Annotated in this window: 16 protein-coding genes; 4 read left to right on the forward strand and 12 right to left on the reverse strand. The window is 71.1% G+C overall.

The features are described from left to right. The 3 genes from GAS53_RS13465 to bldG all read right to left on the reverse strand — a co-directional run. A partial coding sequence (locus tag GAS53_RS13465) for a sodium-translocating pyrophosphatase (protein WP_151477822.1) occupies positions 1 to 2,387 on the reverse strand: 2,387 nt, incomplete at its 3' end. A gap of 365 nt (positions 2,388 to 2,752) precedes the next feature. Next, positions 2,753 to 3,196 carry an ATP-binding protein gene (locus GAS53_RS13470; RefSeq protein WP_151477755.1) on the reverse strand — a complete coding sequence of 148 codons (444 nt, stop codon included), beginning with the start codon at positions 3,194 to 3,196 and terminating at the stop codon, positions 2,753 to 2,755. Between the two features lie 151 nt (positions 3,197 to 3,347). After that, a complete protein-coding gene (gene bldG, locus GAS53_RS13475; RefSeq protein ID WP_003975386.1) occupies positions 3,348 to 3,689 on the reverse strand; it encodes an anti-sigma factor antagonist BldG in 342 nt (113 codons plus the stop codon). A gap of 80 nt (positions 3,690 to 3,769) precedes the next feature. Between bldG and GAS53_RS13480 the strand changes: the two genes are divergently transcribed. Next, entirely contained in the window at positions 3,770 to 6,376 is a 2,607-nt protein-coding gene (locus GAS53_RS13480; protein WP_225858897.1) for a DEAD/DEAH box helicase, read from the forward strand. Between the two features lie 118 nt (positions 6,377 to 6,494). Here GAS53_RS13480 and GAS53_RS13485 read toward each other — a convergent pair whose 3' ends face one another. From GAS53_RS13485 to ssd, 7 genes are all read right to left on the reverse strand, one after another. Then, a complete protein-coding gene (locus GAS53_RS13485) occupies positions 6,495 to 7,079 on the reverse strand; it encodes an Rv3654c family TadE-like protein (RefSeq protein ID WP_404829214.1) in 585 nt (194 codons plus the stop codon). Continuing rightward, positions 7,076 to 7,405: a TadE family type IV pilus minor pilin gene (locus tag GAS53_RS13490; protein WP_151477758.1), complete on the reverse strand. Its 330-nt coding sequence runs from the start codon at positions 7,403 to 7,405 to the stop codon at positions 7,076 to 7,078. Before GAS53_RS13490 ends, GAS53_RS13485 begins: the two co-directional genes overlap by 4 nt. 157 nt (positions 7,406 to 7,562) lie before the next feature. Beyond that, a complete protein-coding gene (locus GAS53_RS13495) occupies positions 7,563 to 7,784 on the reverse strand; it encodes a DUF4244 domain-containing protein (protein ID WP_151477759.1) in 222 nt (73 codons plus the stop codon). 76 nt (positions 7,785 to 7,860) lie between these two features. Next, positions 7,861 to 8,655: a type II secretion system F family protein gene (locus tag GAS53_RS13500; RefSeq protein WP_151477760.1), complete on the reverse strand. Its 795-nt coding sequence runs from the start codon at positions 8,653 to 8,655 to the stop codon at positions 7,861 to 7,863. After that, on the reverse strand, positions 8,652 to 9,461 hold the full coding sequence (locus tag GAS53_RS13505) for a type II secretion system F family protein (protein ID WP_151477823.1): 810 nt from the start codon (positions 9,459 to 9,461) through the stop codon (positions 8,652 to 8,654). Before GAS53_RS13505 ends, GAS53_RS13500 begins: the two co-directional genes overlap by 4 nt. A gap of 62 nt (positions 9,462 to 9,523) precedes the next feature. Beyond that, on the reverse strand, positions 9,524 to 10,723 hold the full coding sequence (locus GAS53_RS13510) for a TadA family conjugal transfer-associated ATPase (RefSeq protein WP_151477761.1): 1,200 nt from the start codon (positions 10,721 to 10,723) through the stop codon (positions 9,524 to 9,526). 260 nt (positions 10,724 to 10,983) lie between these two features. Continuing rightward, complete coding sequence (gene ssd / locus GAS53_RS13515) at positions 10,984 to 12,087, reverse strand: septum site-determining protein Ssd (RefSeq protein ID WP_151477762.1); 1,104 nt, start codon at positions 12,085 to 12,087, stop codon at positions 10,984 to 10,986. 572 nt (positions 12,088 to 12,659) lie between these two features. Here ssd and GAS53_RS13520 point away from each other — a divergent pair. Beyond that, a complete protein-coding gene (locus tag GAS53_RS13520; protein WP_151477763.1) occupies positions 12,660 to 13,484 on the forward strand; it encodes an HAD family hydrolase in 825 nt (274 codons plus the stop codon). A gap of 502 nt (positions 13,485 to 13,986) precedes the next feature. Here the strand turns inward: GAS53_RS13520 and GAS53_RS13525 are convergent. Continuing rightward, positions 13,987 to 14,835, reverse strand: a complete 849-nt coding sequence (locus GAS53_RS13525) for a Fic family protein (protein WP_151477764.1) — start codon at positions 14,833 to 14,835, stop codon at positions 13,987 to 13,989. A 167-nt stretch (positions 14,836 to 15,002) separates the two neighbouring features. On the opposite strand from GAS53_RS13525, the gene GAS53_RS13530 reads away from it, so the two are divergent. Further along, on the forward strand, positions 15,003 to 15,989 hold the full coding sequence (locus GAS53_RS13530; RefSeq protein WP_151477765.1) for an ATP-binding protein: 987 nt from the start codon (positions 15,003 to 15,005) through the stop codon (positions 15,987 to 15,989). Between the two features lie 116 nt (positions 15,990 to 16,105). Here the strand turns inward: GAS53_RS13530 and GAS53_RS13535 are convergent, their stop codons facing one another. Beyond that, entirely contained in the window at positions 16,106 to 17,392 is a 1,287-nt protein-coding gene (locus tag GAS53_RS13535; protein ID WP_151477766.1) for a polysaccharide deacetylase family protein, read from the reverse strand. A 326-nt stretch (positions 17,393 to 17,718) separates the two neighbouring features. On the opposite strand from GAS53_RS13535, the gene GAS53_RS13540 reads away from it, so the two are divergent. Beyond that, on the forward strand, positions 17,719 to 20,085 hold the full coding sequence (locus GAS53_RS13540; protein WP_151477767.1) for a bifunctional SulP family inorganic anion transporter/carbonic anhydrase: 2,367 nt from the start codon (positions 17,719 to 17,721) through the stop codon (positions 20,083 to 20,085). Positions 20,086 to 20,116 lie beyond the last annotated feature (31 nt).

The raw sequence follows: 20,116 nt of genomic DNA on the forward strand, positions 1-20,116 counted from the left end.
TCCGCCGACTTGGCCACCCGCCCGGAGTTGCCTTCGTCACCCACGGCGATCCCGCGCCGCTTGGACACGTACACCGCGCCCACGATGACGGCGAGCGAGAGCACCGCGATGAGGACTCGCATGCCCACGCTCTTGTCCTCGCCGTAGCTGAATTTGACCACCGCCGGCGCGATGAGCAGCGCCACCAGGTTCATCACCTTCAGCAGAGGGTTGATCGCCGGCCCCGCGGTGTCCTTGAAGGGGTCGCCGACCGTGTCGCCGATCACCGTCGCGGCGTGGGCCTCGCTGCCCTTGCCGCCGTGGTGGCCGTCCTCGACGAGTTTCTTCGCGTTGTCCCACGCGCCGCCGGAGTTGGCGAGGAAGACCGCCATCAGCGTGCCCGTGCCGATGGCGCCCGCGAGGAACGAACCGAGCGCGCCGACCCCGAGCGTGAAGCCGATCGCGATCGGCGTCAGTACGGCGAGCAGACCCGGTGTGGCCAGCTCACGCAGCGCGTCCTTGGTGCAGATGTCGACGACGCGCCCGTACTCGGGCTTCTCGGTGTAGTCCATGATCCCGGGGTGCTCGCGGAACTGCCGCCGCACCTCGTAGACCACGGCCCCGGCGGACCGCGAGACCGCGTTGATCGCCAGCCCCGAGAAGAGGAAGACGACCGCGGCGCCCGCGATGAGCCCGACCAGGTTGTTGGGCTGCGAGATGTCCATCATCAGGTTCAGCGGCGCGTCCTCGCCGGAGACCGTCTCGCCCACTTCGTTCGCGGCCGTGAGGATCGCGTCGCGATACGAGCCGAAGAGCGCCGAGGCCGCGAGGACCGCGGTGGCGATGGCGATGCCCTTGGTGATGGCCTTGGTGGTGTTGCCGACGGCGTCCAGGTCGGTGAGCACCTGCGCGCCCGAGCCCGTGACGTCACCGGACATCTCGGCGATGCCCTGCGCGTTGTCGGAGACCGGACCGAAGGTGTCCATCGCCACGATCACGCCGACCGTGGTGAGCAGACCGGTACCGGCCAGCGCCACCGCGAAGAGCGCCAGCATGATCGACGTACCGCCGAGCAGGAAGGCCCCGTACACGCCGAGGCCGATCAACAGGGCGGTGTAGACAGCCGATTCGAGACCGATGGAGATACCGGCGAGGATGACGGTCGCCGGGCCGGTGAGCGAGGTCTTCCCGATGTCCCGTACGGGACGGCGGGTCGTCTCGGTGAAGTAGCCCGTCAGCTGCTGGATCAGCGCGGCCAGCACGATGCCGATCGCGACGGCGACGAGCGCGAGGATCCGCGGGTCGCCGGAGTCGCCGAGGATGGCCTCGTCGGTGACCCCGTCCAACTCGGCGTACGTGGACGGCAGATAGATGAAGACCGCCGCGGCCACCAGCGCCAGCGAGATCACCGCGGAGATGAAGAAGCCGCGGTTGATGGCGCTCATCCCGCTGCGGTCCGCACGGCGCGGAGCCACGGCGAAGATGCCGATCATCGCCGTCAGGACACCGATCGCGGGCACGATCAGCGGGAAGGCGAGCCCGGAGTCGCCGAACGCCGCCTTGCCGAGGATCAGCGCGGCGACGAGCGTGACGGCATACGACTCGAAGAGGTCGGCGGCCATACCGGCGCAGTCGCCGACGTTGTCGCCCACGTTGTCGGCGATGGTCGCGGCATTGCGCGGATCGTCCTCCGGAATGCCCTGCTCGACCTTGCCGACCAGGTCGGCGCCGACGTCGGCGGCCTTGGTGAAGATGCCGCCGCCGACACGCATGAACATGGCGATCAGCGCGGCGCCGAGGCCGAAGCCCTCCAGGACCTTCGGCGCGTCTGCCGCGTACACCAGCACCACACAGGAGGCGCCCAGCAGACCGAGCCCCACCGTGAACATGCCGACGACGCCGCCCGTGCGGAAAGCGATCTTCATGGCTTTGTGCGAGACGGCGGTGAGATCCTTTTCGGGCTCACCCTCCGCCGGAGTCGCTTCCCGTGCCGCGGCGGCCACGCGCACATTGCTGCGTACGGCGAGCCACATGCCGATATAGCCGGTGGTCGCCGAGAACGCCGCGCCGATCAAGAAGAAGACCGATCGTCCGGCGCGCTGATTCCAGTCGTCCGCGGGCAGCAGCATGAGCAGGAAGAACACCACGACGGCGAAAACGCCGAGCGTGCGCATCTGCCGCCCCAGGTAGGCATTCGCGCCCTCCTGGATCGCTGTCGCGATCTTCTTCATGCTGTCGGTGCCCTCGCCGGCCGCGAGCACCTGGCGGACCAGGACCCCGGCGACGACAAGCGCCGCAAGGGCGACGGCCGCGATGACCATCACGATGAGGCGGTTGTCGTCGGTCAGTACTGCGGCTGCGAAGGTTGTGGGTTGGTCAAACTGATGAGGGGTAGAAAGCCCCGCCATTCGTCCTCCTTGACGCTTGGACCGAGCTCAAGATGTGGACGGATTGTAGGTACCGGAACCTGATCAAAACAGTGCGCGGTAAGCGGAATCGGCCTTCACCTGCTCTTCAGCAAATGATCCACGGACCATCACGGAACCCGAAAGAGGTAATGCCCCAAAAGCATTGACGCCCGATCATTGCCGCGCGGCGTGGCGTAAAGCTGATCTTATTGTTGATCGTAATCCAGGTCGTGAATTGATTCACGAAAAGGGTGGCGAGTGAGCTGGAGATCGTCCGGCGATGGCCGGGCATGCGAAAGGGCCCTGCTCAGCAGGGCCCTTTCGAACAGGTCGGACACAGGTTGGAGCAGTCCAGGGGGGACGGATCAGGGGAGGAGCGCGGCCGGCGGCGTGGTTGGCCAGCTCATCCTGATCAGTCCGCCGTTCTCACCGGCGGTCACTTCCACGTCGTCGACGAGGCCGCTGATGACCGCGAGGCCCATCTCGTCCTCCTCGGTCTCCGTGTCCGGATCGTCGCCTCCGCCATGGGCGCCCGGCGCCTTGTCGCCGGGAACCGTGTGCGGTGCCTCGTCGCCGACCTCGATGGAGAACTGTTTCTCCTCCTCGATCAGCGACACCCGCACCGGCGCCGAGATTCCGCCGCTCTGGTGCAGGCCGACGGCCCGGGTGCAGGCCTCGCCGACGGCGAGCCTGACCTCGTCGAGGACGGCCTCGTCCACTCCGGCCCTGCGCGCCACCGCTGCCGCCACCAGTCGGGCGGTCCTGACGTGCTCGGGCAGCGCGCTGAAGCGGAGTTCAACGGTGGCCATGCATCCCCCTCGGAACTACGGGCGTGCGGTCGGGGGGCCGGATCGCCGAGACCCGGACCCCCCTCCATTGACTTCTGCCTCCCGGGCACGGCCCGGGAACCGGCTGTCGGCCGCTGACCGGCCAGTCAGGGACGGGCCGGACCACGGCCGCTCAGTCGGTGGCCGCCACCGCTTCCTCGACCGAGGTGTGGATCGGGAACACCTTGGTGAGACCGGTGATGCGGAAGATCTTCAGAATGCGCTCCTGGTTGCAGACCAGCCGGAGCGAGCCCTCATGGGCACGCACCCGCTTCAGGCCACCGACCAGCACGCCGAGCCCGGTGGAGTCGAGGAAATCCACGCCCTCCATGTCGACGACAAGATGAAAACTGCCGTCGTTCACCAGCTCGACCAGCTGCTCGCGCAGCTTGGGCGCGGTATATACATCGATTTCGCCACCGACCTCGACGACCGTACGATCGCCGACGGTACGGGTCGACAGGGACAGGTCCACGGATCCTCCAGCACCTTGCTATCGAGCGGTCATCCCAAGGGACACCTCGGCGGAGCCCCCGGGACGGTTCGCCAGCCGCGATGGCATTCAATCACTTACCGGCAGGCGTGCACGACGCCTTGGGTCCATTGTCCGTCACGCCAGTGACACACTCGATGCCGATGGCCAAGAATCACCGATCCGATCGAACCTCGACGGACACCGCATCCCGCCCCTCGCCGGGCGAGATCCTGGACCGGCTCGCCTCGGGGCCGAGCCGGGCTTCGCGCATCACTCATACGGAGCACTTGCCCCCACGCGCGGGTCGCCATGCCGTGTGGCCCGACCGGATCCGCTCGGAGGTCATCGCCGCGGTGCAGTCCGCGGGCATCGAGCATCCCTGGGCCCACCAGGCACTCGCCGCCGAGCACGCCCTGGACGGCGAGTCGGTGATCGTCTCCACGGGCACGGCCTCCGGCAAGTCACTCGCGTACCTCGTCCCCGTCCTCTCGACGCTCCTCGACGGTTCGGAGGCCCCGAACGGCCGCGGCGCGACCGCGCTGTACCTCGCCCCGACGAAGGCCCTGGCGGCGGACCAGCGCCGATCCGTGAAGGAACTTTCACAACCTCTGGGCAATGCCGTACGCTCCGCGGTCTACGACGGGGACACACCCGTCGAGGAACGCGAATGGGTACGCCAGTACGCCAACTACGTCCTCACGAACCCCGACATGCTGCACCGCGGGATACTGCCCTCCCACGCCCGCTGGTCCTCCTTCCTGCGCGCCCTGCGCTACGTCGTCATCGACGAGTGCCACACCTACCGGGGCGTCTTCGGGTCTCATGTCGCCCAAGTACTCCGCCGGCTGCGCCGCCTGTGTGCCCGCTACGGCTCCTCTCCCGTCTTCCTCATGGCCTCCGCGACCGCCGCCGAGCCCTCGGTCGCCGCCTCCCGCCTCACCGGCCTGCCCGTCGTGGAGGTCGCGGACGACGCCTCACCGCGCGGGGAACTGGTGTTCGCCCTGTGGGAGCCTCCCCTCACCGAACTCCACGGCGAGAAGGGCGCTCCCGTCCGCCGCACCGCCACCGCCGAGACCGCCGACCTCCTCACCGACCTGACCGTGCAGGGTGTCCGCTCGGTCGCCTTCGTACGGTCCCGCCGCGGGGCCGAGCTGATCTCGGTGATCGCCCAGGAGCGCCTCGCCGAGGTCGACCGCTCCCTGGTCAGCCGCGTGGCCGCCTACCGCGGCGGCTACCTTCCTGAGGAACGCCGCGCCCTCGAACGCGCCCTCCACTCCGGCGAACTCCTCGGCCTCGCCGCCACCACCGCACTCGAACTCGGCATCGACGTCTCCGGTTTGGACGCAGTCGTCATCGCGGGCTACCCGGGCACCCGGGCCTCCCTGTGGCAGCAGGCGGGCCGCGCGGGCCGCTCCGGGCAGGGGGCACTGGCCGTCCTGGTCGCCCGTGACGACCCGCTGGACACATTCCTCGTCCACCACCCCGAGGCGCTGTTCGACCAGCCGGTGGAGTCCACCGTCCTCGACCCCGACAACCCGTACGTCCTCGCCCCCCACTTGTGCGCCGCGGCCGCCGAACTTCCCCTGACCGACGAGGACCTGCCCCTCTTCGGTCCCGCTTCCGCCGAGCTGCTCCCGCAGTTGGAGGCCGCGAAGCTGCTGCGCCGCCGCACGAAGGCATGGCACTGGACCCGTCGCGAACGGGCCGCCGACCTGACCGACATCCGAGGCGGAGGCGGAAACCCGGTGCAGATCGTGGAGGCCGGCTCCGGCCGACTGCTGGGCACGGTCGACGCCTCGGCCGCGCACACCACCGTCCACGAAGGAGCGATCCACCTCCACCAGGGCCGTACGTACCTGGTGAAGGAACTCCACCTGGACGACTCGGTCGCCCTCGTCGAGGAGGCCAACCCGCCGTACTCGACGGTCGCCCGCGACACGACCGCCATCTCCGTCCTGGAGACGGATGTCGAAGTCCCCTGGGGTGACGGCCGGTTGTGCTACGGCTCCGTCGAAGTCACCAACCAGGTCGTCTCCTTCCTGCGTCGTCGTGTCATCACCGGCGAGGTGCTCGGCGAGACCAAACTCGACCTCCCTCCTCGCACACTCCGTACGCGTGCCGTGTGGTGGACGGTCACCGAGGACCAACTCGACGCCGCTCGCGTGAACCCCGAGATCCTCGGCGGCGCCCTGCACGCCGCCGAGCACGCCTCGATCGGCATGCTGCCGCTCTTCGCCACCTGCGACCGCTGGGACATCGGCGGCGTCTCCATCCCACTGCACCCGGACACGCTCCTGCCCACCGTCTTCGTGTACGACGGCCACCCCGGCGGCGCGGGCTTCGCGGAACGCGCCTTCCACACCGCTCGCGAGTGGCTCACCGCCACCCGCCAGGCCATCGCCTCCTGCGAGTGCGAGGCCGGCTGCCCGTCCTGCATCCAGTCCCCCAAGTGCGGCAACGGCAACGAGCCTTTGCACAAGCGGGGGGCTGTGCGGTTGCTGACGGTGCTGCTGGGAGGAGCGCCGGAGGGGCGGCCAGGGAAGCCGGGGGTCGCGTCGGGGGCGGGGCCCGCCCCCGACGAGGGGCCTGCTTCCGACGAGGGGCCTGCTTCCGACGAGGAGTACGTCGGCGGCAGAGGGCACGTCGTCAGCGAGGGGCACGTCGTCGGCGAAGCCGCGGAGGGCTAGAGCGTCGTCTTCCAGCCCAGCCCCGCCCCGCCGAGAGACCGGGCACTCGCGGGCTAGGGCGGAGGGCCACGGCTCACCTCGTCGACGAGGAGCGGAGGAGCGGAGGACTACTGGCCCGCTACGGCCCCACCTCCTCGGCGGCCGACCCGGATGTTCCGTTCGGCGGCACGGGTCTGTCAGGGCCTGCAGGTCCGGCAGGTTCGGAAGGTCCGGCCGAACCGGCTGACCACGCTGGATCCGCCGGACCAGGCGGAGCCATCGAAGCCCCAGGACCAGCCGGAGCCACCGGCCCAGCCGGGCCCGCCCGCGACCTCACCTCCGCCGTCAACGGTCCCCGTCCCGCCGCCACCGTGACGTCCGAGATCTCGCCCTGGACGGCGCACCGCACGATCCGGGTGCCTTGAGCGCGCGCCACCCGGTCCGCCTGGGCGCAGGCTTCCGTCCCGCCGTCCATCCAGTGGTCGGCCGCCGCGAGCGCCGCCAAGTCGGCCGCTCCGCCCGCGCGATGGCGGATCACCACCGCCTGCCCCATCGCGAGGACGGCACCGAAGACGACACACAGCACCGCGATCGCGCCCACGGTCCACACGGTCGCCGACCCTTGGTCCGACTTGAACGCCCTCGTACGCGGCCCACGCGGCCTCGCACGCGCTCTCATATGCGACCGGAGACCTCTCCTACGTCCCGTGCCTCCCTTCCTCATCCGCCCACCCCAACCGTCTCCTCGGCCAGGGCCGCAGCCTCCTGCGTCAGGTCGAGGGCCAGCGCGTCCGGCCCCGGCGCCTCCGCCTCGACCCGTACGTGCACCAGGTCGCCCTCTCGCCGGACGGTGACCCGCGCGCCACTCGGCGCCGTCTCACGGGCCACCGCCATCACCGTGGCCGGCGGGTCCTGTCGGGCCGCGGCGCGAGCCCCCGCCCTGGCCGCGTCCACGCACTGGATCAGGGCGGCCGCGGCCATCAACGCCCAGACCAGCGCCATCGTGAACACGACCAGTACAGGCAGCACCACGGCCGCCTCCGCCGTCACGAAGCCGCGGTCCCGAGCCCCGGTCCGATCCGAACTCCGATCCCGATCCGCACTCTGATCCCGTCTGGAACTCCGATCCCGCTCGAAACTCCGGTCCCGTCCGGAACTCCGCTCCCGCCCGGGACTCGGCCCCCGCTCCGGATCGCTCACCCCCGCCTCAGAACTGCCCATTGAGCGCCCGCCCCACGATGTCCTGCAGAGCTCCCCGCACCTGCCCGCTGGTCAGCACCTCGTAGAGCAGCGCGGCGAATCCCACCGCCGCGATCAACCCCATCGCGTACTCGGAGGTGACCATCCCGGCATCCCTCCGCACCACCCGGGCCCTGGCCGCCAGGACCCACGCCCGCACCCGCACTCGTACCCGCATTGCCTTGCTCATCCGAACCCCCGTACAGCTCTGTTCCGTTGCCCCTTTGACTGACCTTGATCACTCGTCGTTCATCCCATTCCGCCCGTCACCCACCACCTCCTCCCAGCACCCCGCCCGCAAGCCCGATCACCACAGGCAGCACCCCGATCGCGATGAACGCGGGCAGAAAACACAGCCCCACCGGCGCGGTGACCAGGACTCCCGCCCGCCGCGCACGAGCCGTGGCGGTACGCCCCCACTCGGCGCGGGCCTCCGCGGCGAGTCGCGCGACGGGTGCGGCAGCCGGTACGCCCGACTCGCCGGCCCGCTCCAGCAACCGAGCCAGTGTCCGGGCCCCGGGCAACGCGGCCAGCCCTCGCCACGCCTCGGCCGGTTCACCCCCGAGCCGCACCTCGGCCGCACCCCGCGCCAGCCGCTCCCCCACAGGCCCGTCCAGCGCCTCCCCGACAGCCTGGGCGGCCACCACGGGACTGGCGCCCGCCGCGATGCAGGCCGCCAACAGATCGGCGGCGAGTGGCAGTTGCCGTGCGGCCAACCCCGCGTCGAACTCCTCCACCGGCGCCGGTCTCCGCTGCCACCGCCACATCCCGAACCCGGCCGCAAGCCCCACCAAGACCCCGGGAGCACCACCGACGAACACCCAACAGGCGCTCACGGCACCGACAACGGGCAGCCACCGCCTCACGTCATCGCGCATCTCCAAGCGCCGCCCGCCGGGCAGCGACTCCACTGCCGTCCCCGACTTCCCGATCAGCACCACCCGCAACCGCCTGCGCGTACTCCGCTCCCGCCGCGCCGCGCCCAGGGCCCGGATCAGCGACCACACCCCCGCCACCACGCACAACGCCACCCCCAGCCTGTGGACAACTTCCGTGCTCATCCCGCCTCCGCTCCCCGTACGATCCGCAGCGCCCACCACAGCCCGACGCCCTCCAGCACTCCGCCGACCAGCAGACAGCCCAGGCCCGCACCCGTATGCAGCACGACGTGCAGCGGGTCGGCGCCGAGCGCGGTGCCGAGGAGCAGCCCGAGCACCGGCAATCCCGCGAGCAGCACCGCCGTCGACCGTGCCCCCGCCAACTGGGCGCATAGATCGGCCCGTTGGTCCCGCTCCGCGCGCAACGCCGCCTCCAGCCGGTCGAGCCCGGCCGCGAGTCCGGCACCCCGGTCCACGGCGACCCGCCAGCACGCGGCGAGGCCCAGCAGTCCCTCGGCCCCCGGCCGCCGTGCCGCGTCGGTGAGCGCGCCGGGCACGTCCCCGCCGAAGCGGGCCGCCGCCAGCACCACCGCCTGCGCGTCGCCAAGCCCGCCCGAATCGCGGGCTGCCCCGAGCAGTGCCTCGCCCGGCTGCCGCCCGGCGCGCACCTCCCCCGCGAGCGCACCGCACAACGCGATCACCGCGTCGGCCCGTCGCTCGCGTGCACGCCGCGCCGCCCCGGCACGCCGAGCCTGCCGCATCAGCGGAATCCCGAGCGCGCCCGCGACGACCGGCACCACGGACGCCCCGAGCAGGGCGACCACCAGCCCGACGACCAGCGCCCACCATTCACCCCGCGTCCGGTGCAGCCGCCGCAGCCGCTCCCCGGCCCGCACGGCCCTCGCCCACGACGGCGGCCCGACACCCACCGCCCCACCACCCGCAAACAGCAGCTGAGCTCGCCGCGCTCCCGGCCCCTGCCCGCCCATCAGCCAGGCCGCCGCCCCGGCACACGCGATCGCCGCCCCCACGGACACCTCACCGACCCCGGTCACAGCTCCTCACCCCTCTCACCGACACCACCGATCCCGCCGACGTCCCCGATGCCACCGAGCAGCCCCCGCAGCCGCTCCCACCCCCGGCCGTACGCGAAGGCCTCCGGGCCCCAGCGCAGCGCCGGAACCGTCACCACCAGCCCCGCCGCATCCCGCTCCAGCACGTGCACCTCGGCGATCCGCCGCCTCCCGGTCCGGTCGCGTACGAGATGCAGCACCACCGACAGCGCGGCGGCCACCTGGCTGTGCAGAGCGGCCCTGTCGAGCCCCGCGGCCGTGCCCAGCGCCTCCAGGCGGGCCGGCACTCCCGAGGCCGCGTTGGCGTGTACGGTCCCGCAGCCGCCCTCATGGCCCGTGTTCAACGCGGCCAGCAGGGCGACCACTTCGGGCCCGCGCACCTCGCCGACGACCAGCCGGTCCGGCCGCATGCGCAGGGCCTGGCGCACCAGGTCCTGGAGCGTGACCAGTCCGGCGCCCTCTTGGTTGGCGGGTCGGGACTCCAGACGTACGACGTGTGGATGGTCGGGGCGCAGCTCCGCCGAGTCCTCGGCGAGCACGATCCGCTCACCCGGCCCGACGAGGCCCAGCAGGGCGCTCAAGAGCGTCGTCTTGCCGCTGCCCGTGCCGCCGCTGATCAGGAACGAGAGCCTCGCGTCGAGCAGCGCCCGCAGTAGCCGGTCCCCGCCCGGCGGCACCGTCCCCGCCGTCACCAGCTCGTCGAGCGTGAACGCCCGTGGCCGTACGACCCGCAGCGACAGACACGTCGAGCCGACGGCGACCGGTGGCAGCACCGCGTGGAGCCTGGTCCCGTCCGGGAGCCGGGCGTCCACCCAGGGGTGCGCGTCGTCGAGGCGCCGCCCGGCCACGGCCGCGAGACGCTGCGCGAGGCGTCGTACGGCCGCCGCGTCCGGAAAGGAGACACCGGTCAGCTCCAGGCCGCCGCCCCGGTCCACCCACACCCGGTCGGGAGCCGAGACCAGCACATCGGTCACCGAGGGATCACCGAGCAAAGGCTCCAGCGGCCCGCTCCCGACCAGCTCCGACCGCAACCGCTCGGCCGCACCGAGGACTTCGGCGTCTCCGAGCACCCGCCCCTGCTCCCGCAGGGCCTGCGCCACCCGCGCCGGAGTCGGCTCGGCCCCACTTTCGGCAAGCCACTGCCGCACTCCGTCCAACAACCCTGCATCCGCGGGCATGCTCACACCTGCACGACGACCCGCGAGGCTCATATCCGCGGGCACACCCACACCCGTACGCCAGCCCGGGCGCCCCGTCTCCGCGGGCACACCCACACCCGTACGCCAGCCCGGCCGCACCATCTCCGCGGGCACACCCACACCCGCACGCCGACCCGCAGACCTCGTATCCACAGGCAAACCCACGCCCATCAGCCCGGCGCCCGGAGGCGAACCCGCGCCACCGTCCGACTCCCAGCCACGCACACGCGTGCCCCTGCTCATACGCCCCCTCCCGCAACCGCGGCCCGCTCCCAGAACGCCGAGCAGAAGCGGGCCAGCGGCCCCCGCCCGTCTCCCCCGGGCGGAGCCCCCCGCTCCTGGGCCGCCAACAACCCCGTCTCCACCGGCACTTCGCCCGCCAGGGGCAGCCCGAGCAGCCGGGCCACCTCCCTGTCGTCCAGGCCGGGCGCGTACGGCCCCCGTACCGCGACGCGCAGGTCCCTCAGGACCATGCCGACGGCGGACGCCACCCGGCCGGCCGCCGCGACGGCGCGCAGTTCGGCGGGGACCACGAGGAGGCCCAGGTCCACCTGGGCGAGGGTCTCCACGACTCCTTCGTCGATTCGGCGTGGCAGGTCCACGACCACCGCTCCGCCCCGCCGCCGGGCCGCGGCCAGCACGGCGCGGACGGCCTCGGGCGCGATGGTGACGCAGTCGCCGCGGTCCCAGCTGAGGACCCGGAGCGCGTGAAGCGAGGGCAGCGACTCCTCCAGGGCGCCGCCGCCGACCCGCCCGTGCGAGGCGGCGAAGGCCGGCCAGCGCAGTCCCTCGGCGGCCTCGCCCCCGAGGAGTACATCGAGTCCGCCACCCAACGGATCGGCGTCCACGAGGAGCGTGCGCCTGCCCTGGCGCGCCGAGGTGACCGCGAGCGCGCAGGCGAGCGTGGACGATCCGGCGCCGCCGCGGCCGCCGATCACGCCGACGGTGAGGGCGGGCGGTCCGACTCCTTCGGCCACGTCGGCGATCCGGTCGACCAACCATTGTTCGCCATCCGGCAGCAGCAGGACATGGTCCGCACCGATCTCCACGGCCCGTCGCCAGACCCCGGAATCGTCCTGATCCCGCCCCACCAGCACCACTCCGCGTCTGCGTGCGGCCCCGCGCACCCGTCGCGCGGCATCGTCGCCGACGAGCACCAAGGGCGCCGTCTCCCAGCCGCCGCCGCGCTCGGGCACCCCGTGGTGGACCTCCGGCCGGGCGCCCGCCGCGGCGCACAGCCGCAGCAGGTCGTCCAGCAGATCCGCGTCCTCGGTGACGATCAACGGTCCGCCCTGCCGCCCCTCGGCGGCCGACGGCCGGTCGTGTGTGATGGCTCCCGCCACGATCTCCAGCCCCCTTCGCTGCTTCCTCGCGGAGCCCCTGCGGCCCCGCGATTCCCGCACACGCGCAAGAACCGGCAAGCGGCCCTCCATATGAACCGCCGATACGAACCGGCCATAGCCGCCGGACAAACGGAACCGGCCATGAACTTCCGCGAGCGGTGCGCGCTGGAATCACGGTGCAGCGATCCCGGAAAACGTGTGGATCTTGGTCGATAACTGTGGACAACTCGGCGGTTGTGAATATCGCCTTCACCCAAACCGGTGACCGTTGTACGACTTCCTTAGAGCAGCACAGCGACTACTTACAGTGACGAATCCTGTGCACACACAGAGAAACGCCGAAGCCCGCACAACGGGGCCCGGCGTTCAGGAAAGAGAGGCAGAAAACCCACCCGGACATGCGACGACCCCCGCCGGGGGGGAGAGCGGGGGTCGTCCCCACGGCCGACTCGGGGGGGGAGGAGTCGGACCGGGTTAGCACGGTCGCGAACGATCCGTGACTTCCATGGTGTACCCGAGAGCCATCTCAGGCAAACCCACGCGCCCCACACTAGCCCGAATGGTGGGCGCATATGCTCGGGCTCGTGGAAAACCACTCCTTGCCTCGCACAGCGGCGTTCTTTGACCTGGACAAGACGGTCATTGCGAAGTCGAGCACGCTCACCTTCAGCAAGTCCTTCTACCAAGGCGGCCTGATCAACCGCCGGGCGGTCTTGCGTACCGCATATGCCCAGTTCGTCTTCCTCGTCGGAGGCGCCGACCACGACCAGATGGAGCGGATGCGTGAGTACCTGTCCGCGCTCTGCCGTGGCTGGAACGTCCAACAGGTGAAGGAGATCGTCGCCGAGACCCTTCACGACCTGATCGACCCGATCATCTACGACGAGGCCGCCTCCCTCATCGAGGCGCACCACATCGCCGGGCGCGACGTCGTGATCGTCTCCACGTCCGGGGCGGAGGTCGTCGAGCCGATCGGCGAACTGCTCGGCGCGGACCGGGTGGTGGCCACGCGCATGGTCGTGGGCGACGACGGCTGCTTCACGGGCGAGGTGGAGTACTACGCGTACGGCCCGACGAAGGCCGAGGCCATCAAGGAGCTGGCCGCGTCCGAGGGGTACGACCTCTCCCGTTGCTACGCCTACAGCGACTCCGCGACCGACCTCCCGATGCTCGACGCGGTCGGCCATCCGCACGCCGTGAACCCCGATCGCGCGCTGCGCCGCGAGGCCACCGCGCGCGGGTGGCCCATTCTCGACTTCCACCACCCGGTCCGGCTGAAGCAGCGGCTGTCCGTACCGCCCCGGCCGGCCCTGGTCGCGGCCGCGGCGATAGGAGCGGCGGCGGCCACCGCGGGGCTCGTCTGGTACGCGAGCCGGCGTCGCGCGACGGCCGTCTGACCCGCGGACCGGGCCGTCCGGTCCGCGGACCATACGAGCTCGCCCGATTCGCTCCGTTTGAGACTAAAAGTAAAGAAGTGCAGCGAGGGCTTTCCCTTCCTCTGATCCTGGAGTACAAAGGGATTAACGGCCCGCGAGACCAAGGACATCCGAGAGGATCACCTTTAAACGCAACCAAGGCCCCACGGACCGAGCATGAACACCGGGCACCCACGCGACGTCGACCCGTCGATTACGGGCCAGCCGCACCAGGTGACGGGCAACAGTTCCCGACCTGATGGGCAATATCTCGAGGACGCTTGGTAACCCGGTGAACATGCCAGCGGCGGTACGAATCCTCGTACCGCCGCAACCCCTTTTTTGGGGCTCGGTTCACCTCCGGAGCGCAGAAGCCTGTGTCGAGAGGCCGACCGTGCTCGACCCTCCTTCGTCGGGCCTCCGCGCGCTCGGCCTCTCGACACAGGCGCGCTCCTTCGGCTCACTCGCCCCAGAAGTGAACGCCCTACGCAGCCCCGCGCTGGAGCGCCTCGCACACCGCCGTGGACTCCCTGGCGCCGAGTTCAACCGCCTTGCCGCAGTGGGCGATCCAGGCTGCCACGCCCTCCGGGGTGCCGGAGACGTAGCCTTCGAGGGCCGAGGCGTAGGCCGCGCGGCCCAGTTCCGCGTGGCCGACCTCTGTCGGGCAGACGGACTTGGGGTCGAGGCCGCTTCCGACCAGGACGATGCGTTCGGCCGCGCGCGCGACCAGGCCGTTGTGGGAACCGAAGGGGCGCAGCGCGAGGAGTTCGCCGTGCACGATGGCGGAGGTCACCAGGGCGGGTGCGGGACCTCCGGCGATGATCAGCCGTGAGAGGCCGTCGAGACGGCCCTCGACCTCGGCCGCGTCCGGCAGTGGGAGTTCCATCAGCGGCCCTGCGGCGCCGGCCGCCGAGGTCTCCGTGACGGGCTCACCGTCCCGCCGCGGGCGCCCGACCGCGTCCCCCTTGTCTGCGGCGGCCACCAGATGCAGCCGTGCCAGTACCCGAAGGGGCGACTGCCGCCAGATGGACAGGAGTTGGCCCGCCTCTGCTGTCAGCCGGAGGGCGGCGCCCACCACCCGGGCCTCGTCGTCGCCGCTGAAGTCGGTCCGCCGGCGCACCTCTTCGAGGGCCCAGTCGGCGCCGGACAGCGCCGCGGAACCGCGCGCGCCGCGCAGCGCCGCCTCAGAGGTGATCTCGTTGCTGCGGCGCCGCATGATGCGGTGCCCGTAGACCCGGTCCACGGCCTTGCGCACGGACTCCACGGATTCGGCCACGCCGGGCAGCGACCCCAGCGCCGCAAGCGGATCGGCGTCCGCACCTGTCGTACTCATGAGTACGACCCTACGCGCCCGCCCGTCACCCGGCCTCCGCCCCTCGTCGAGCCGACGCGCCCTTCCTTGTTGCTCGCGCCCCACACCCTGCCCGCGACCCACGAAGGAGTGGTCTTCTTCCCGTTTGACGGCCCTCGGACACAGTCGCGCCGCTACGCTTTCTGAACATGAAAATTGCTTTCGTTGGGAAGGGCGGCAGCGGCAAGACCACCCTGTCCTCGCTCTTCATCCGCCACCTCGCGACCACCGGGTCGCCCGTCGTCGCGGTGGACGCCGACATCAACCAGCACCTCGGCCCCGCGCTCGGCCTGGACGACGCCGAGGCCGAGCGGCTGCCTGCCATGGGCGACCGGCTGCAGCTCATCAAGGACTACCTGCGCGGCTCCAACCCCCGCATCACCTCCGCCGAGACGATGATCAAGACCACGCCGCCCGGCGAGGGTTCCCGGCTGCTGAGGGTGTGCGAGGACAACCCGGTGTACGAGGCCTGCGCGCGGCCGGTGGAACTCGACGGCGGCGCCGTCCGTTTGATGGTCACCGGCCCGTTCACCGAGGCCGACTTGGGAGTGTCCTGCTACCACTCCAAGACCGGTGCAGTGGAGCTCTGCCTGAACCATCTCGTGGACGGCCAGAGCGAGTACATCGTCGTCGACATGACGGCGGGCTCGGACTCCTTCGCGTCCGGCATGTTCACCCGCTTCGACATCACGTTCCTCGTCGCCGAGCCGACCCGGAAGGGGGTCTCCGTCTACCGCCAGTACAAGGAGTACGCGCGCGACTTCGGCGTCACCCTGAAGGTCGTCGGCAACAAGGTGCAGGGGCAGGACGACATCGACTTCCTGAAGGGCGAGGTCGGTGACGACCTGCTGCTGACGGTCGGGCACTCGGACTGGGTGCGCGCCATGGAGAAGGGCCGCCCGCCGCACTTCGAGCGTCTGGAGGACGACAACCGCCGTGCGTTGCGGGCCCTCCAGGCCGCCGCCGACGCCACGTACGAGCAGCGCGACTGGGAGCGCTACACGCGCCAGATGGTCCACTTCCACCTGAAGAACGCCCAGTCATGGGGCAACGAGCGGACGGGCGCCGATCTGGCTGCTCAGGTCGATCCCGCGTTCGTCCTGCGTGAGATCGAGGCGGAGGCCGTCACGGCCTGAGCTTCGCGCTGCCCGGGCGGCCCTGAAGCTCGGTTCGTCGCGCACGCCCCAACCGGCCGGCCGCACGGCCCGGGCGAGCCGCACGGCCTGGCCGGTAACGCCCGCACGTCCAGGCGTTACCGCTTGAGCGCCGGTGCCCCCGGGACGCCCTTCGGGGCCGGGGCGGGTTTGCCGGAGAGGAACGACGCCCAGTCCCGCTTCGGGGCCTGGCCCACCTTGAGGGTGCGGAGTTTTTTCAGGGTCTTCGGGTCCTGGGCGTCGAGCCAGTCGACGAGCTGCCGGAAGGAGACGCAGCGCACCTCGCGCTTGGTGCAGACGCGTTCGATGGTCTCCTCGATGGCGCGCATGTACGTGCCGCCGTTCCAGGACTCGAAGTGGTTGCCGATGATCAGGGGCGCGCGGTTGCCCTCGTAGGCGCGGGAGAAGCCCCTGAGCAGGCCGTCACGCATCTGGTCGCCCCAGTACTCGTGCTTGGCGGGGTCGCCCTGGGATGTCGTGCCCGACTGGTTGACCATGAAGTTGTAGTCCATGGTCAGCGTCTCGAAGCCACGGCCGGGGACCGGGACGAGCTGCATCGACAGGTCCCACAGGCCCCCCTTCTTCTTGGGCCAGACCTGGTCGTTGACGCCGCTGGTGTCATAGCGGAAGCCCAGCTCGCGGGCGGCGCGCATGAAGTTCTTCTGCCCCTCCAGGCAGGGGGTGCGGGCGCCGATGAGCTCCTTGTCGTAGTCGAAGGGCAGCGGGCCGGCCGTCCTCGTGCCCGTGTTGGTCTTCCAGGACTTCACGAAGGACTTGGCCTGGGCGATCTCGTCCTTCCAGTCCTCGACCGACCACTCGCCGACGCCGCCCCCGCTGCCGCAGAAGTGGCCGTTGAAGTGCGTGCCGATCTCGTTGCCCTCGAGCCAGGCGCCGCGCAACTGCTTCACGGTGTCCTTGATGCCCTGCTCGTCATTGAAACCGATGTCGGAGCGGCCCGGTGAGTGCTGCGGCGGCCGGTACAGGTCGCGCTTCTCCTCCGGGAGCATGTACACGCCGCTCAGGAAGTACGTCATCGTCGCGTTGTTGGCCTTGGCGACCTTGCGGAAGTGCGAGAACAGCCGCTGTCCGTCCTCGCCGGCGCCGTCCCAGGAGAAGACCACGAACTGGGGCGGTTTCTGACCGGGCTTCAGCCGCTCAGGCCGGGGCAGATGCGGCTGCGCGCCGGTGAAGGCGGTGGAGCCGTCGCCGATCAGCCGGATCGCGCTCCGGGGCGCATGGGCGCCCGCGGCCTTCTTCGCGCCGTGCGCGCCTTCGCGATGCGCGCCTTCTTTGGCACCGGTGTCGCCGATCGCGCAACCGGCGAGCGCGGCGGCGCAGGCCGCGGCGGCCGTGACGCCCCCGGCGATCCTCTGGGTGGCGGCCATGTTCTGCCCACCTTCTTCCTTCAGTCGGGCCAACGCGGATGGGGAATGCCGTGCGGGAAAGCCCCGAGGAACCCCCGAGAAAACGAACAAAACCGACAGCTCCACCAAGGTCGCAGGGACCCGAGAAGGAATTAGTACGACAAGCCGATCGAAATGCTTAATCACCCCCAGGGGTGAATTATTGACCCATTTGCGCTATTTTTTCCCACACCCCCTTTACTCTCCATTACGATTCATTTACCGAGCGTTGAGAAATCCCGCCGCTGTATGCCGTGACCCACGGCCGCATCCCAAGCGACCGCGCAGCCCCGGAGGAGACGGGAACCATGCCTGCCTGCGTCCCCACCCGCACTGATGACTCCTGGCACACACCGGACGAGGGGCGGCCGCACAGCCCGCCCCCGCCCCGCCGCCGCATTCCGCGGATCCCCCGGATCGCGGCCGCCGACCTGTCCGCCTCGATCGCCGTCTTCCTGATCGCCCTTCCGCTGTCCCTGGGGATCGCCCTCGCCACCGGAGCACCGCTGCAGGCGGGGCTCGTCGCCGCCGCCGCGGGCGGACTCGTGGCCGGCCGACTGGGCGGCGCGCCGCTCCAGGTGAGCGGGCCCGCCGCAGGGCTCACGGTGGTAACCGCCGACCTCATCGAGAAGTTCGGATGGCGTACGACCTGCGCCATCACCGTCCTCGCCGGACTCGCCCAACTCGGCCTGGGCTTCCTGCGGGTGGCCCGTTCCGCCCTCGCCGTCAGCCCCGCGATCGTGCACGGCATGCTGGCCGGTATCGGCATCACCATCGCCGTCGCCCAGCTGCACATCGTGCTCGGCGGCTCCCCGCACAGCTCCGTCATCGACAATGTGCGCGAGCTGCCCGCCCAGTTGGCCGACCTCCACGGGGCGGCGCTGTCGATGAGCGCCCTCACCCTGGCCCTACTGCTCCTGTGGCCCCGAATTCCCGGCCGGGCGGGGCGCGTTGTCCGTACGGTCCCCGCGGCGCTCGCCGCCGTCGCGGCGGCCACAGCGGTCGCGGCCCTCGCCGGGCTCCGGCTGCCCCGGGTCGACCTGCCCTCCTGGAGCAGCCACGCCCTCGCCGGGCTGCCGGACGGGCCCGCCCTCGGCATCGTCGCGGCCGTCCTGACCGTCGCGCTGGTCGGCAGCGTCGAGTCGCTGCTCTCCGCGGTGGCCGTCGACAAGCTGGCCTCCGCCCGGGGGCACGGGCCGCGCATCCCCCGCGCCGACCTCGACCGCGAGCTGCGCGGACAGGGCGCGACGAACATCGTCTCCGGGGCGCTCGGCGGACTGCCCGTCACCGGCGTGGCGGTGCGCAGCGCGGCCAACGTCCAGGCGGGCGCCGTGAGTCGCGCCTCCACGATGCTGCACGGGCTGTGGATCGTGGTCGCCGCCCTGCTGCTGGTGCCCGTGCTCGACCTGATCCCGCTCGCCGCGCTCGCCGCACTGGTGATGGCCGTCGGCGTACAGATGGTGTCGATCAACCACATCCGTACCGTCACCCGCCACCGAGAGATTCCGGTGTACGCGGTCACGACGGCCGGAGTCGTGTTCTTCGGCGTCCTCGAAGGCGTGGCCATCGGTGTCGCCGTGGCCGTGACGGTGGCGCTGCACCGGCTCACCCGTACGCGGATCACCCACGAGGAGGACTCGGAGGGCGTCCACCATGTGCGCGTACGAGGTCAGTTGACGTTCCTCGCCGTGCCGCGGCTCAGCCGGGCGCTGCATCTCGTACCCCAGGGAGCCGATGCCGTCGTCGAGTTGGACGGCTCCTTCATGGACCACGCGGCGTACGAGTCGCTGTACGACTGGCAGAGCGCGCACATCGCGCAGGGCGGCTCGGTCGAGCTGACCGGCCGCACCGGAGCCCGGCTGGCCGCGCCCCACGTCAAGGGCGGCACTGGAGAGACGTCGCACTGCCACTGCCGGCCCTGGACCCCGTGGCGCAACCATCACTGCGAGCGCCCCCGGACCGAGCCGGTCGGCGGGCGCCCGAGCGGGCATCAACTGGCCAGCGGCATCAGCACGTTCCAGCGCAACACCGCGCCCCTGGTGCGCGGTGAGCTGGCCCGGCTCGCGCGCGAGGGGCAGCGGCCCCAGCAGCTCTTCCTCACCTGCGCCGACTCCCGGCTGGTCACATCGATGATCACCTCCAGCGGCCCCGGCGACCTCTTCGTCGTACGGAACGTGGGCAATCTCGTCCCGCCGCCCGGCGAGGAGAGCGGCGACGACTCGGTGGCGGCCGCGATCGAGTATGCGGTGGACGTGCTGAAAGTGAGGTCCATCACAGTGTGCGGGCACTCCGGCTGCGGGGCGATGCAGGCGCTGATGAGCACCGAACCGGGTGGCGTGCAGACGCCGTTGAAGCGGTGGCTGCGGCACGGGCTGCCGAGTCTGGAGCGGATGGCCGCGAAGGACCGGCCGTGGACGAGGATCGCCGGGCGGGCGCCCGCCGACGCCGTCGAGCAGCTCTGCCTGACCAACGTGGTGCAGCAGCTGGAGCATCTGCGGGCCCACGAGTCCGTGGCGCGGGCGCTCAAGGAGGGCGTACTCGAACTGCACGGGATGTACTTCCACGTGGGCGAGGCCCAGGCCTATCTCCTCAAGGAGACCGCGCCCCACGAGGATCCCGACGGCGAGGTCTTCGACCGCGTCGCGGCGACGGCCCTGCACGACACGCCGGTCTGAACCGCTTCCTTCCCCCGTCCGTGAGAACGTG

This window comes from Streptomyces albicerus (assembly GCF_008905045.1).
Classification (GTDB): domain Bacteria; phylum Actinomycetota; class Actinomycetes; order Streptomycetales; family Streptomycetaceae; genus Streptomyces; species Streptomyces albicerus.